The following is a 14567-nucleotide window of genomic DNA, read 5'->3' on the forward strand; positions in this document are numbered from 1 at the left end:
AACAAATGTGTTGTATTTACTTAAATTTGTTTGTAGGGCATAAATTTAATCTATACAATTAATTATACATTAATTAGTAATCTCGAAGGAGGCGTTATTATGTTATCTAAATTTATGTCTAAAATTGCGAGCTTTTTAAAAATGAATAACCGCTTCAACTACTTTAAAATCAATCAAAAATACATGGCATTAATACTCGATTTAGAAAGAGTAGTGAATAAAACATCCATTGATAAAGGCTTACGAGAACTTATTAAACTCAGATGCTCCCAAATTAATGGTTGCACTTATTGTCAAAAGTTACATCAAAAGAAAAGCGAAAAATTTAAAATAGATTCAAATAAAATACAAGATCTCGCTAATTTTAACGAAAGTAAACTATATAACGAAAAAGAAAAAGCAGCATTACAACTAGCTGAAAAATTAACATACTTGAATTCAAAAATAAACGATAAAGATTATGAAGCAGTATTAAAGTATTATACACAAGAAGAATACTTTGAGATCGTTATGATAATCAATCAAGTCAACCTTTGGAATAGAATCTCAATAGCATCAGGAAATAAATAGAACTATTTTAATTAATAGTTCTATTAAAATTTTCTTTACTGATCAACTTGGGATTAATATTTTACTCCCTCATCATAGGCCTTATACCGTTGATTAAACGCTGGTTTTTATCTATAAAATTAGTAATCTAGTTGAGATGAAAGTTCCATTCTTCATTATCTTTGAAATAAAAAAATTCACTTAAATTATTTTCTTGAAATATTCTTAACATCTCTTACATGTCTAATGATAATTGTAAATTAGTAAGATTTGAAATTTGTTCCCACCTAACTTCTCCTTCATCAGAACTAACTAATTCACCAGAATAATTATTTGTTCTATATAAAAATATTACATATCTTATCTCATCATCCATCCAATTTTTTACTCCACATAATTCAAGATTACTTATATCTAAACCCGTTTCTTCTTTGATTTCTCTGATTGTTGAATTAGTGAATGATTCTCCATGCTCAACTTTTCCACCTGGAAAAGAAATACCTGGCCAATCATCTTTTTTACGATCAATTACCACTACTCTTTCGGCATCATATATCATACACATATTATAAAAAATGGCTTTCTCCATTTACAAATCACCTGATATGCAAGCTAATGTTTTCTATTTTATTTATAAATTTATTGCTATTTTTTATTAATAGGACTATTATCTTTATATCTTATAATGCAGGTGATAAAAAAATGAATACTATATTCAAAGTTACTATGATTTATCTGACACTATTTTTAACGACTACAATCATAGGTTCGATATTACTCTACTTGCCAGTTACTGGACGAAAACCTATTGATTTTGTTGATGCTTTTTTTATCGCTACAAGTGCATTTACAGTAACAGGGCTTTCAACTGTTGATATACCTAACCAGTTCAATGAATTAGGATATTTGGTAATACTTTTACTGATTCAAATTGGTGGGTTAGGTATTGTTACTTTAATGATTTTTATAATGATTTTCACTAGAAAAAACATTTCGTACAAAAATAGAGAACTATTAAAGTATACGTGGAGTCTTGATAATGATTCAGGATTACTAAATATAACTATACGTCTTGTATTATTCAGCTTTATTATCGAGATTTTGGGGGCTATTTTTTTATCCATGGTTTTCATTCCAGATCACGGTATTGTTAGAGGTGGGTTCATCAGTATATTTACTTCTATATCATCATTCAATAACGCTGGTTTTTCTTTATTTTCAGATAATCTGATGAGTTACAGTGATAACTTAATTGTTAACGTCATTGTTCCATTGTTAATTGTAATTGGTGGTATAGGTTATATTGTTATATTAGATTTGTGGAAAGCTAATCGCTTGAGTAAATTAAGTCTACATTCAAAAATCGTTTTAACTACTACAGCCATATTAATCGCGATTGGATCACTTTCATTCTGGTTATTAGAAGCAAATAACGTATTAAAAAACGATAATTGGATTGTTCAAATGTTTAAATCTGTTTTTCAATCAATATCAACTAGAACTGCTGGATTCAATACCGTTGACATAGGTCAATTACACGACTCTACACTATTTATATTTGATTTATTAATGTTTATTGGTGCCGCACCTATGAGTACCGGTGGCGGTATAAAAGTTACGACCTTTGCTATCATTATCGTATATTTATATTCTTTATTAAAAGGTCAGACACATCCACATATATTTAAGAAAAGTATTATGACGGAACAAATAAACAAAGCAATAACTGTATGTTTTTTATCAAGTTCTTTAATTTTTATCTCAACATTGAGTATTTTAATTCAAAATCCAAAACTTGATACAACAAAGGTATTATTTGAAACGATTTCAGCTTTTGCAACGGTTGGACTTTCAACTGGCATAACTGCTGATTTAAATTCAATGTCTAAAATTATACTCATTTTGTTAATGATAGTTGGTAAAATAGGCGTACTCATTATCATTTCGATATTTGTACACCCCAAAAAAGAGTTGTATTTTTACTCAACAGAAAAGATTCATTTATAATTCTATAAAATAATCGCCCGATCCGTAGCAGTGAGCTGCCAGATCGGGCGAATTTGTTATTGTGAAAATTTTGCGAGGCAGTCTAACCAGTCTTGATGTCCATTAATCATAGGGTGCTTCTCGTCTTTTGCCATTTGTTGTGCTGGTATGCCAATTTGTGATTCTTGCGTTAAAATTCTTAATCTATTTTGTGGTAATTTTTCGATCAGCCATGCATGATAGACGTCTAAGAAGTCATCTCCTGTAGAATTGTTCCAACCATGCCAAGCGATACGCGCAACATCTTCATTGATGATAAGTTCTTCAACTTTCGCTTCTATATCAAATCCAAATGTTTTAAATTTGAAACGTGTATCTTGTTGTAATTTAGACGATGTTTGATGATACATATGAATATCACTACTATTTTTATAATATTGTTCCCATTTTGAAGTATCGATAAGATTTTCTATAACAGTTTCAAAACTTAAATCTTTTACTATTATTTCATTAGAAGCAAAATTATCAGTAGTACCTGGTAACCATTTTTGTGGCCAAATAATTTCATTTAACATATTATCTCTCCTATTTATTAAAGTAGAGATAAATATATCACCGTTTAATTTCCTTGAGAAGACTGCACTTTTTTGTAAGTTAGTACCCAAAAAGTAACTATACCCGTTTAATAATTGCTATGTTGAATAATAGAATCTCCCATATATTCTTCTCCCCAGTTACACATTTCATTTAAAATAGTTTCTAAAGTCTTACCATACTCTGTGATGTAATATTCTGTCTTAGGAGGCACTTCTGGATAAATCACTTTTTCAATAAATCCATCTTGTTGTAACTCTTTCAATTGTTGGCTTAACATCTTAGCTGTGGCTTGAGGTAATCGCTTTTGTAATTCATTAAATCTTAATTTACCATCCAACAAATACCATAGAATAATCGGTTTATATTTACCTCCTATTAAACTTATAATCGCTTCAACAGGACAATTAAACAATCTTTCTTTCATATTTAACCTCTCCTTTCCCCCACCTACTTATGATAACTTTCCCCTAATTAGTGATTTTGCTAAAATAAAGTCCAATTTAAAATTTAAATAAATAGACCTCATCATATTTTTAGTAAAATAATAAAAATTTTAAACTGCTAATACTATCTATTATAATGGTTTGGTTTTATAAACAATGTTACAATAAGTATATTATTAGATGGAATAGAGAGGTTAATAATGGTTATTTTTAATTCGAATCAATCTTATGTGATCCATGAAAAAAACAATTCAATACAAATTATCAAAAATAATTGTCAAAAATCATATAGTATTTTAGAGAAAGATGGTAATTTAAACAATAATTATTTCTGTGTTATGAACCATTTATATGTAAATAGCAATAGACAAAATAATTTTAAAGAAAAATTTTTAAATAGATTCAAAAGACTAAATACGGTAACTGGTTATAAAGCTTTAAGGTTTTTAGAACCACACAATGAAAATGAGCACTATATAATATTAACTTTATGGTTAGATAGGCAAGATTTTTATAACTGGCAACATTCTAATCAATACAAAGCAACCCATTTAAACAGAGGCACAAATAAAGGGGTTGACCAACATATAGTAAATAGAAATTTATCTTATAATATACGTTTTGAATTAGCTAATAATTAATGAAATATTTGTTACAAATATATAGGATAGATAAATTATAGGAGTTGATTTTGTGAATATTAATAAGCATTTAAAAGATACTGGATGGACTGAAGAAGAGATTCACAAAAGATTAGATTCAATTTCTGAAGATATTGAAGATATTGAAAACATTGAAAGTAATGAAGAATTTAAACTTTCAAATGAAAATGATTTAAAAATTGAAGAATAAAAACACTCCTATCTTTTATTTATGGAGTGTTTTTCAAATTAATATTTATTTATAGATTTAAATTTTTCTAAAACATATTTTCTGCTTTCATTATGATTTACGATTGAATTAGGATAGTCTTTATCAAATTCAATATTATATTTTTCATAAAGCTCACTCCGATATAGAGTAGGATTATGTATAAAATGTGTCGGTACTTCTTTAAATAATTCAATTTCAGATTTAATAAAATAGCCATTAGAATCAAATTTTTCACTTTGTCGGATAGGATTAAACATTCTAAAATAAGGCACTGCATCTGTCCCAGTTGATGCCGACCACTGCCATCCATGTACATTAGATGCATTATCATAATCTATCAAATTCTGTCTAAAGTAATTCTCACCCCAAGTCCAATCAATAAATAAATTTTTCGTTAAAAATTGAGATACGATCATTCTCAAGCGATTATGCATATACCCTGTACGATTCAACTTTTTCATTGCAGCATCAACGATTGGATAGCCAGTTTGTCCTTTTTTCCATGCTTCAAAATGTGCTTTATTATAAGACCATTTCATGTTGCGATATTTCTCAGAAAAAGATTTAGTGGCAGCTTCTGGATATTGTGTCATTAACACATAATAAAATTCACGGAATATAACCTCTCTTATAAAACCTTCATAATTTGTTTCATCACTATCGTAACCTTCAAGTAAATCATTTATAATTTCACGAATATCAAGTAGACCATATGCTAAATATTTACCTAATCCACTTACAAAATCCTGCGATACATCGTCAATCAATTTATCATAATGAGCTATGTCACCATTTAAAAATTCACCCCATCTTTTGCGCGCTAACTGTTCTAAATCTTTATTATTTTTAAAATTTAAGTCACTTTGATTTAAACCCTTTTCAGCAATTTGGGCCAAGTGCTTAAATTGATAATTTTTTTTAGGTGTATGTACTAAATCTTTACGATTTGCTTTATAAAAACTAGTAAACACTTTATAAGGCTGTTGCTGTTTATTAAAAGTCTTTGTTGGCTCAAAATAATGATTCACGCGCTGTCCAATTACTGTAACTTGGTGATTTTCAAAAGCCTTTTTTACATGAGGATAGTCATATATTTCTTTGTGATAACTCATAATATCTTTTGCTACTAATACGTGAGATAACGCCAATGTTTCGGCTAATTCACCTAGCTTTTCATATGTGACAATATGAGGTTGTATATCATGCTTATCTAAAGCATTTACAAATCCTTTTACAACTTTATGGTAATAGTCACGTTTTACTTCTGATGCGTCAGTTAAATCTTCTAAAGGTAAGATAAAATACAATTTATCTATCTCATTTTGATGCTTCACTATATATTGAAAAAGTGGATTATATTTCGTTCTAAAAACTCTGTTAAGTATGACTCCTAAATGCATTTTATTGCCTCCCATTTTGTTTTCTACAAATTCACTTTATAATTGTCCTTTAACTTAAGATTGTGTTTTCAATCATATACCCGTTTTAACTTTTGTATAATTCCCTAAAAAATAAAATAAATTTTTATACCTTACATATTATAGGCAACTTCAGGGTATATTATTATCAGAGGTGATTAAATTATGAATAACGAACAATTACAAAATGAAATTGAAAATATATTAAATACATCAAAAATAGGTGTCCTATCTACTGCACATAACAATACACCTAATAGTAGATACATGGTATTTTATAATTATGGACACACACTTTATACTAAGACAAGTATAGAGTCTAAAAAAATTGCTGAATTTAAAGATAATCCCAAAGCTCATGTACTTATAGGTTACGATGAAACGAATAATCATAGTTTTCTGGAAATTGATGCGACTGTTGAAATACTGAAAGATCAAGAGACTATTGATTGGATTTGGAACAAACAAGATAAGTCCTTTTTTGACTCTAAGGATGATCCAAACTTGTGTGTAATTAGAGTAATACCAAAATCCATAAAAATTATGAACGATAAAATATTAGACACACCACAAACCATTACGTTCGATTAGTTAAAAAGGCGCTTAAAATCACATTATTAAAAAGTGATTTTAAGCGTTTTATATACCATTATTAATATCTTCTAACATAGCATCAACTGTAATTTTAGCACTCGTCAGTACAATTGGCACTCCTGCTCCTGGATGAACACTAGCTCCAGCAAAATACAAATTTTTGTAATCTCTGCTCACATTAGGCGGTCTGTAATAGTTACTTTGCGCTAAAGTAGGCATTAAACCAAAGGCTGCTCCAAATTTAGCATTATAATCTCCTTCAAAATCCTTAGGCGTATAAATAATTTCTGTCACAACTTGCTTTTTCAAATCTTCTAACGCTTTAATCGTAGAAAGCTTATTGTAAATAATATCCTTCACTTGTGTGATTGTTGACTCATCAGACCAATCCGTATCACCTGTTTTCAATTCTGAAACGGGCATCAGCACATAAATACCTGTTTGACCTTCTGGCGCTAAAGATTGATCTTCCACGCTAGGAGCGTATACATATATTGATGGATCTTGGGATATTTCCCCGGAAAATATTTCATTGATATTATTATCAAAATCCTTTGAAAATATAACATTATGTAACAAGATATCTTCAGATAAATCTTTATCAACCCCTATGTACATTAAAAAGGCTGAGCAAGAGTAGTCCATATTATCAATTTTCTGTGTCGTATACTTCTTAGGATGATGTTCATTTTTAATTAAAGATGAAGTAGCATATGGAAAATCAGCAGTACAAATTATTTTGTCATACTTTTCTATATGTCCGTTTATTTTTAGTCCCTCCGCACGCTTATACCTACTATCAATGATAATTTCTTCAACGTTTGCGTTGGTATGAATTTGAGTACCTAATTCTTCATTTAGCGTTTGAAGCGCTCTGACAAAGCTATACATACCACCTTTTATAAAGTGAACACCAAACATTAACTCTATCATGGGTATAATTGAATACAATGACGGGCTTCGTTTAGGGTCGATACCTATATATAAAGTTTGAAACGCTAAAATCTTTTGGATTTTTTCATTATCAACATATTTTTCAATTAAATTATCTGCTTTATCAAATGTTTTGAGTTTCATACCTTGATATATAGTAAAAGGATTATAAAAATCCGTAGGTTTCCTAAACGTACGTTCTAGAAAATATTTTCGTGCTATTTCGTATCTTTCGTATATATCTGTTAAAAAGGACATAAAACCATGTGTAGAGTTAGGTTCAATACCTTCAAGCATATCTCTTAATTGAGCAAGATCTGTAGGAACGCGAATTTGATCTGTTTCACTAAAATAAACATCATATATATGTGATAATTGTTTAATTACCAAGTAATCATTCATATTTTTTTGAGCGTAATTAAAAACGTCTCGATAAATCTCAGGCATCATAACGATGGTTGGTCCCATATCAAATGTAAAGCCATCTTGCTTGATCTGATTCATCCTGCCACCTATTTGTTGGTTCTTTTCATATAAATCTACTTGGTGACCGTTTGCAGCTAATCTTGTAGCTGCAGCTAAACCTGAAACACCGCCGCCTATAACTGCAATCTTCATAATGTTTCACTCCTATTATATTTCGCACTAAGTTCACGATAAATTTTCATTTTTTTCAATTTGCTTACATATACTTTCTTATGCAACGTATAGTTTGCCTTCCTTACTTCCACAAGTATTTCATGATAAGCTATCGCAGCTAATTCGATAATGTAACGTACCTCTTCGTCAAAATAATTAATACCGTTTAATGCAATATCATATAACCTAACTGCCTCTGTAGCGTAACTTTCCCACAGTTCTATATAATTTCGCGTAACTCCTTCATAATATATAGAATGTAGATTAACTCGATATTGAGCTAATTTTTCTACACTTAGATAAATTCTTCCATTTTGAAAATCTTCGCCGACATCTCTTAAAATATTAGTTATTTGCATTGCCTTACCTAAAGCAATCGCAGCTTCTTTAGCTTGCTCGAAATTATTTTCATTTGATGAATTTAATATAGGAATTAACAATTCACCGACAGTACCTGCCACACCATAGCAATAGTCATATAAATCTGAATCAGTTTTCATTTCTTTTAAAACTAAATCTTCCTTCACATATTGAATTAAAGATTCAAAAGGTTTTTTAGGTATTGAATATGCATTCAATGTATTACTTAAAGCATTCATAATAGCTGCATCACTTTGATACGCTTGAATATGATCACAATCGCTATAAATCACATCTAAATCTCTAGATATGCCGTCTAATTGCTCAAGGTCTTTGTATTTATCAATACTGTCATCTATAATTCTGCAAACTGCATAAATAGCCCAAATTGCTTTTTTCCTTTTTAAATCCAAAAAATCAAAGGCATATGAGAACGTTTTTGAATGTTCTTTCATTATATTGTGACAATGGTTATAATCTCTCTCTAATTGATTCATTTATTGGCCTCCTCAGTAAGCATAGAACTTCTTGACATTTGTATAAAAAACTAAGCTATAAATCTATTCTACGGCCTTTCCAATATATACGTTTGAATACATTGATATCTAACCATGATTTAAAAAATATCACGACAAAGCATATGAAGAGCAGTGGATGACATAAACTCGCAACGATATTAAAATTTCCTGTTCTTCGAATAAATATATGAAATTGTATCGCATATATAAAATATAGAGTAATAGCTAATAATATATATAACGAGCCTAAATTAATTGAAAAAATTATCGCTAAAACTGTTGTAAGTGAACCAAATAGCCATAAAAATACAAACGTAAGCGTAGACTTTTTAGTTACTTGAGAGCCAAGTGCAAAGTGTTTACTCCAACCCTCTAATAGCGCTTTATATCCTTGAGAATACATTCTAAAATTCACTACACCTTGGCCTTCATGCAAACTAACTGGCAAACCTTGCTGATTATATGCTTTACTTATTGCAAAACCTTCAATGATTTGATTTTTAGCTTTCAAATGTCCTTGTGTCAATTTATAATCTTGCTTATTTGTCACAAGGACTGGTCCAAACGCGCCTTGCTCATTATTTGCTGATTTCGTGATTGAAAATTGATTCATACCTACGATTGTCATTAAATTAAAAATCGCCGATATATTTTCGTATAGCTTTTTTATCTTGTGATAAGGTTGTATTGATAACAAACCTTTACCACCTTGTAAATCATATTGATTGGCTATATTTTGAATACTATCATCACAAGCAAACTGAACATCAGCATCAACAAACATCAATAAATCATGCGTTGCATATTTGCTACCTTGCCAACAAGCATGTGACTTACCTTGCCATGTAGTATCATTTTCAACAGTATATACGCTCGCACCGTAATATCTAGCAACAACTTGTGTCTCATCAGTTGAACCATCATCCATAACAATTACTTCTATTTCTTGCTCTTTACTTATACTGTTAATTAATTTAGGTAAGTTCTCCGCTTCATTTCTAGCAGGTACAATAACACTGACGGCTGTCTGACCTCTTTCTTTTCCTGAGTTATTTATAATCGCTCGACGCGCATACATACACATTCCACTTATTAGTGATAGCATCGTCAATACTATTGCTATTATATAAAATATCATTTAATCTCCACTACTTTCTCCATTAAGAATAGCTTCTGCTACTTGCATACCACTCAAAGTGACCATAGGCATACCAGCGCCAGGATTTACAGAACCACCTACAAAGTACAAATTTTTGAAGTACTGACTTTTTTTAGGAAATTTAAAACCTTTATTTTTCTTCTTATTGGATACTACGCCATATATAGCTCCTTTATTAGAATTGTATGTATTTTCAATGTCATGTGGCGTCCATATGTCCTCATATACAATGTGCTTTCTCAAATCTTTCAAGCCCATGGACTCTAATTTATCCAATATACGTTCTCGGAATTGCAGATATTCTGCTTCACTAAATGACTTATTCTGAATGTATGGTATGTGTGGCAATATTTTTATATTCTCGTGTCCTTCTGGCGCCTGTGTCTTATCTGTTTTATTTGTATTCACTACATAAATAGTCGGATCTTCAGGCAAAACATACTGGTGAAAAACTTGATCATAATTAACTTTAGAATTACTTGAAAAGAAAAAGTTATGATGTTGAAGCTCTGGATAACTTTTGTCCACACCAAGATGCATGACATAACCTGAACTAGCTGGCTCAAATTTACGTTCCAATTTGTTTATTTGATTTGCATCAAAATTCAATAAATATTTATAAACAGGGATTACTTCCATATTAGATATAATGTAATCTGCATATATTTCCTCATTATTTTCTATTGTAATCCCTGTCACCTTATTTTGACTATTATAATTGATACGTTTTACAGGGGTGTTAAAATGTATGCCCACACCTAATTTTCTCGCTAATTGTTCCATCGCTTCCGCTAAATTATGAATGCCACCATCTACGTACCACAAACCTTCCTCATGTTGCATTTGAGGTAATAAACTCAATACAGCCGGAGCATCATAAGATGAGGAGCCTACATATTTTATGAAATAACCTAGCATTTCTCTTAAATATGGGTTATCCACCCTTTTATTAATGGCCTGTTGCATTGTATGAAAATAATCGAATTGCTTTAAAGCTGAAAACGGACCATGATAACGAATAATTGCAAACATCGAATCTAATCCCTTATCAAAGTAGCTTTTTTCAGCAACTTGATGTATCTTTTGTGCGTAACTAAAAAACGAAGAAAGTTGCTCTATATCTTTATTTGTTAACGATTCATTATTTGTTAATATATCTTCCATGGATTCATATAAATCTAAAATTTGGCCATCTGGATAAACGTTTCTAATCTGTAAACTTAACTTACGAATACTAACATAATCTTCTAGCCTTTCATCACATCGTTGAAATAAGCGTTGAAATACTTTAGGCATGGTTAAAATTGATGGACCGAGATCAAATCCATAGTCATCTATGTCCAACCTATTTACCTTTCCACCGATATGCTTATTTTGTTCATATAAATCCACTTGATAGCCTGCTTGAGCCATACAAATTGCGCTAGCAATCCCTCCCAAGCCACCTCCTATGACAACCACTTTCTTATTTCCCATTTAATCACCTTTTCTTTTTTGTAATTTATTATAAATACGTATTAACTTAGGGCGATTATAGCGCTGAACAATCATACAAGGCACATTAGCTATAATGACATATACGAAATTAATAATTTTAACGCTTTTTGACGCTTTAAAAAACGCAATAACAGGAAATATGGATAGCAAATGAACCATCTCTGCACGTCTAGTTTCTAATATAAATCGCTGTATATCATTCATATTTTTAGATATATCGAAAGTCGCTTTACTACTGATATTAGGGTTAAGATTTTGACCGTCTGGCAAATGATCTTTCCAATATTGCACTTTAACTAATTGTTGCCATAATTGACCCTCTTGTTCAAAATTCCAACTTCGAAAATACTTATTATCCTTTTCTAAGAACTTATAACTAATACGAGTACCAAGTTGAGCTATAATCATTTGAACTATAAACCAATATAGCGCAATATATATAATCTTTTTCATCAATTTAATTCTCAGATTTCTCTGTATAGCTTGGGTTATCTTTATTTAAATACCAATTACCAGCTGTTAAATAAGTAGCAAAAGCGCTCCAAAGCATATATGGAACTAGTAAAATGCCAGCAACTTTTTTTACATTGAAAAATTTCACAGTTGTTGTAACTACTGCGCCCAGTAATACAACACTCTCTATCAACGCACTAAATCGTAATTTATATTTGAAGTATAATATCGACCATAGATAATTCAGGCTTAATTGCGTGTAATAAGCACCTTTTAAATCCTTACTAGTAGATTTATTAGTCACTAATGCATAAGCTACGCCCATCGTTGTATAAAATATTGGCCACACAATTGGAAAGACATAGCCGGGGGGTGAAAAAGGTGGTCTAACATTATTTTTATAATCTTTTCTCGCGTTTTTCACTGCAAATTTACCTATAAATTTACCACCGATAATTGGTGTTATCACTTTTATGATTGTTTTTATTGTTTCAATTACATTCATATTTATTCTCCTTTTTTAGAGTAACTTGCTTTTATCTCTAGAGGTTGCACATCTCTATTAGTCATGTTATTCTTCTATCAAAAACATTTTCAATATATAATTTAAAGTCTATTCCCATTTAAATATTAATATAGTATTTTATGTAAAAAATAGGCTGATTTTATTTAAATTTATCTTTTTTTGATATATAATATATTTAGGTTGAATGTTTTATATCTGTTATCTATTCAACACATATTTAGAAAATCCTTTTCACCTCACTGATTAGTGGGGTGTTATTTTATTGAAAACTGTTTTTTTAAATTAAAACACTTTAAATAGATTTTTTATATTAAAGTCCGCTAAATAAGTAATTTTCATTTATTTAGTTTTATAAAAAGCGAGCAAGGAATTAATCCTTCAACTCGCTTTCACTTATTATGACAAGAGCTCTAGTCTCTTAATCCTATATTACCTTTTAATAACAACTTTAAACATAGTATTAGCTTAATTTTTTTTATATTTGATCAAAACGTAAGATACTATTCCGCATATAGTCCAATAAAATTTTAAAAATTGTTTTATAAAAAACCTTAAAATTTTTAAGAATGTAATATAGATTTTCATGTATATACCCCCTTGAATATTTACTATGATTCAAAGATATTAAATCTTATCTAAATTCAATTTATTAACTTTATATTCTATTGATTTTAGATGTATATTGTATAAAGTCATAACGTATAAGTGTATTCTTGCTTGCGTTAGTTTATAAATAATCCATGGAAGTGTAGGTTCATATTCATGAATAGCTACTATACATTCATTTTTATTTAGTACTCTACGAAACTCCATTCTCGCTCTACCTTTATTTTTATTTTTTGAAAATCCTCCCCCAGTTATATAGAGAAGTTGCCTATTTACATCTGAACGGGAGTCCGACTTTTCTAATATTAATATAGGGTTCTTTATAGGAAAAAGTGAAATCATGTATCTACCGTTAATGTATTTAGTAGAGATTATTTTATTATTAAGATTATTTAACCATTCCATATAATCATTTGCTATATCTTCTATAGTCATATGAGTAGGTATTCGAAACCTTTGAACAGATTTCACATTTTTTATCGTTTTACTTTTGTTTTTCTTTTTCTTACTCGATGATTCATTTTTTAATGCTAATTTAACACTTTCTTTAAATGTAGTTTTCCCATCGGATATTCCTTCTATATAATTTTTATTATCCATTCTCATATTATGAACTAAACTGTCCATAAGAGGATACACAATTTCTTTCTTTTCACCGCTAATAAGTCTTATCCAGTATTTAGAGAGAATCAAAGGTATAATCGGCAAATTAAACATTGGCATTTTTTTATTTAAAACACTAGCCGTTTGCTTAAATAAATCCTTATATGTCAACTCATCTGGACCACCAACATCAATTGATTCATTTAGTTTAGGCCTTCTTGATACGACTTTAGTAATTGAATTTATGACATCATCAATATAGATAGGATGTGTAATATTATTTGCCCATTTAGGTAACAACAATAATGGTAATCGTTGTGTCAATTTTTTTAAAATTGGATATGAAGAGCCGTTCGATCCAACTATTAAACCTGCTCTAAGTGTACTGACTGGCACTCCATATGAACCAAGTACTTTTTCACATTCTAATCGACTCTCTAAATGTCGAGAAAGATTATCCTCTTTTGGTATTAGACCACTCATATAAATAATGTGCTTAACACCTTCTTTTTTAGCAGCTCTTCCAAAATTATCAGCTAATAAAAAATCCATATCTTCAAATTTAGCTTGTGTAAGCTTAGAATTCGGCATCATTGAATGGACTAAGTAAATAGCAATATCAATATCTTTCATAACATTTTCAACATCAATTAATGAAAATATATCTGCTTTCTTCCAAGTTACATTTTTCTCATCTACTTTATTTTCTATATTTCTTGAAATAGCAATTATTTCATTTTCAACTTTTAATTTTTTCATCAAATTACTTCCAATGTATCCAGAAGCACCCGTTAATAATATACGCGCCATAAC

At 29.8% G+C, this 14567-nt stretch carries 16 protein-coding genes; 5 read left to right on the forward strand and 11 right to left on the reverse strand.

From position 1 onward, the window contains the following. Positions 1-99: 99 nt before the first annotated feature. Positions 100-570 carry a carboxymuconolactone decarboxylase family protein gene (locus tag LQ673_RS05250; protein WP_239705707.1) on the forward strand — a complete coding sequence of 157 codons (471 nt, stop codon included), beginning with the start codon at positions 100-102 and terminating at the stop codon, positions 568-570. Positions 571-784: 214 nt separating this feature from the next. Here the strand turns inward: LQ673_RS05250 and LQ673_RS05255 are convergent, their stop codons facing one another. Then, the gene (locus tag LQ673_RS05255) at positions 785-1138 is read right to left on the reverse strand and encodes an 8-oxo-dGTP diphosphatase (RefSeq protein ID WP_206180511.1); all 354 of its coding nucleotides are present in this window, start codon (positions 1136-1138) and stop codon (positions 785-787) included. A gap of 113 nt (positions 1139-1251) precedes the next feature. Here LQ673_RS05255 and LQ673_RS05260 point away from each other — a divergent pair, with 113 nt between their 5' ends. Next, positions 1252-2556, forward strand: coding sequence for a TrkH family potassium uptake protein (locus tag LQ673_RS05260; protein ID WP_239705708.1), 1305 nt, complete (start codon positions 1252-1254; stop codon positions 2554-2556). A gap of 56 nt (positions 2557-2612) precedes the next feature. Here the strand turns inward: LQ673_RS05260 and LQ673_RS05265 are convergent, their stop codons facing one another. Continuing rightward, positions 2613-3110 (reverse strand): SRPBCC family protein, encoded by a 498-nt coding sequence (locus tag LQ673_RS05265; RefSeq protein WP_239705709.1) that lies wholly within the window; start codon positions 3108-3110, stop codon positions 2613-2615. Positions 3111-3217: 107 nt separating this feature from the next. Continuing rightward, the gene (locus LQ673_RS05270; RefSeq protein WP_196307551.1) at positions 3218-3556 is read right to left on the reverse strand and encodes a winged helix-turn-helix transcriptional regulator; all 339 of its coding nucleotides are present in this window, start codon (positions 3554-3556) and stop codon (positions 3218-3220) included. Positions 3557-3775: 219 nt separating this feature from the next. Between LQ673_RS05270 and LQ673_RS05275 the strand changes: the two genes are divergently transcribed. Continuing rightward, positions 3776-4216 carry an antibiotic biosynthesis monooxygenase family protein gene (locus tag LQ673_RS05275; RefSeq protein WP_232152089.1) on the forward strand — a complete coding sequence of 147 codons (441 nt, stop codon included), beginning with the start codon at positions 3776-3778 and terminating at the stop codon, positions 4214-4216. Positions 4217-4268: 52 nt separating this feature from the next. Next, positions 4269-4427 (forward strand): hypothetical protein, encoded by a 159-nt coding sequence (locus LQ673_RS05280; protein ID WP_232180884.1) that lies wholly within the window; start codon positions 4269-4271, stop codon positions 4425-4427. 38 nt (positions 4428-4465) lie between these two features. Here the strand turns inward: LQ673_RS05280 and LQ673_RS05285 are convergent, their stop codons facing one another. Then, complete coding sequence (locus tag LQ673_RS05285; protein WP_232193991.1) at positions 4466-5848, reverse strand: cryptochrome/photolyase family protein; 1383 nt, start codon at positions 5846-5848, stop codon at positions 4466-4468. A 183-nt stretch (positions 5849-6031) separates the two neighbouring features. Here LQ673_RS05285 and LQ673_RS05290 point away from each other — a divergent pair, with 183 nt between their 5' ends. Further along, a complete protein-coding gene (locus tag LQ673_RS05290; protein WP_025907133.1) occupies positions 6032-6457 on the forward strand; it encodes a pyridoxamine 5'-phosphate oxidase family protein in 426 nt (141 codons plus the stop codon). Between the two features lie 48 nt (positions 6458-6505). Here LQ673_RS05290 and LQ673_RS05295 read toward each other — a convergent pair whose 3' ends face one another. The 7 genes from LQ673_RS05295 to LQ673_RS05325 form a co-directional block, all read right to left on the reverse strand. Then, the gene (locus tag LQ673_RS05295; protein ID WP_025907135.1) at positions 6506-8011 is read right to left on the reverse strand and encodes a phytoene desaturase family protein; all 1506 of its coding nucleotides are present in this window, start codon (positions 8009-8011) and stop codon (positions 6506-6508) included. Continuing rightward, positions 8008-8889, reverse strand: a complete 882-nt coding sequence (locus LQ673_RS05300) for a phytoene/squalene synthase family protein (protein WP_239705710.1) — start codon at positions 8887-8889, stop codon at positions 8008-8010. The genes LQ673_RS05295 and LQ673_RS05300 overlap by 4 nt, the downstream gene beginning before the upstream one ends. A gap of 55 nt (positions 8890-8944) precedes the next feature. Beyond that, a complete protein-coding gene (locus LQ673_RS05305; RefSeq protein WP_058611749.1) occupies positions 8945-9988 on the reverse strand; it encodes a glycosyltransferase family 2 protein in 1044 nt (347 codons plus the stop codon). 60 nt (positions 9989-10048) lie between these two features. Continuing rightward, positions 10049-11545 (reverse strand): phytoene desaturase family protein, encoded by a 1497-nt coding sequence (locus tag LQ673_RS05310; RefSeq protein ID WP_239705711.1) that lies wholly within the window; start codon positions 11543-11545, stop codon positions 10049-10051. Continuing rightward, a complete protein-coding gene (locus LQ673_RS05315) occupies positions 11546-12019 on the reverse strand; it encodes a glycosyl-4,4'-diaponeurosporenoate acyltransferase CrtO family protein (RefSeq protein WP_037560298.1) in 474 nt (157 codons plus the stop codon). Positions 12020-12023: 4 nt separating this feature from the next. Beyond that, on the reverse strand, positions 12024-12524 hold the full coding sequence (locus tag LQ673_RS05320) for a TspO/MBR family protein (RefSeq protein ID WP_025907145.1): 501 nt from the start codon (positions 12522-12524) through the stop codon (positions 12024-12026). Positions 12525-13169: 645 nt separating this feature from the next. Beyond that, positions 13170-14564 (reverse strand): NAD(P)H-binding protein, encoded by a 1395-nt coding sequence (locus LQ673_RS05325; RefSeq protein WP_058611747.1) that lies wholly within the window; start codon positions 14562-14564, stop codon positions 13170-13172. Between the last annotated feature and the right edge of the window lie 3 nt (positions 14565-14567).

It is taken from the genome of Mammaliicoccus sp. O-M54, from assembly GCF_022386035.1.
Lineage (GTDB): Bacteria > Bacillota > Bacilli > Staphylococcales > Staphylococcaceae > Mammaliicoccus > Mammaliicoccus sciuri_A.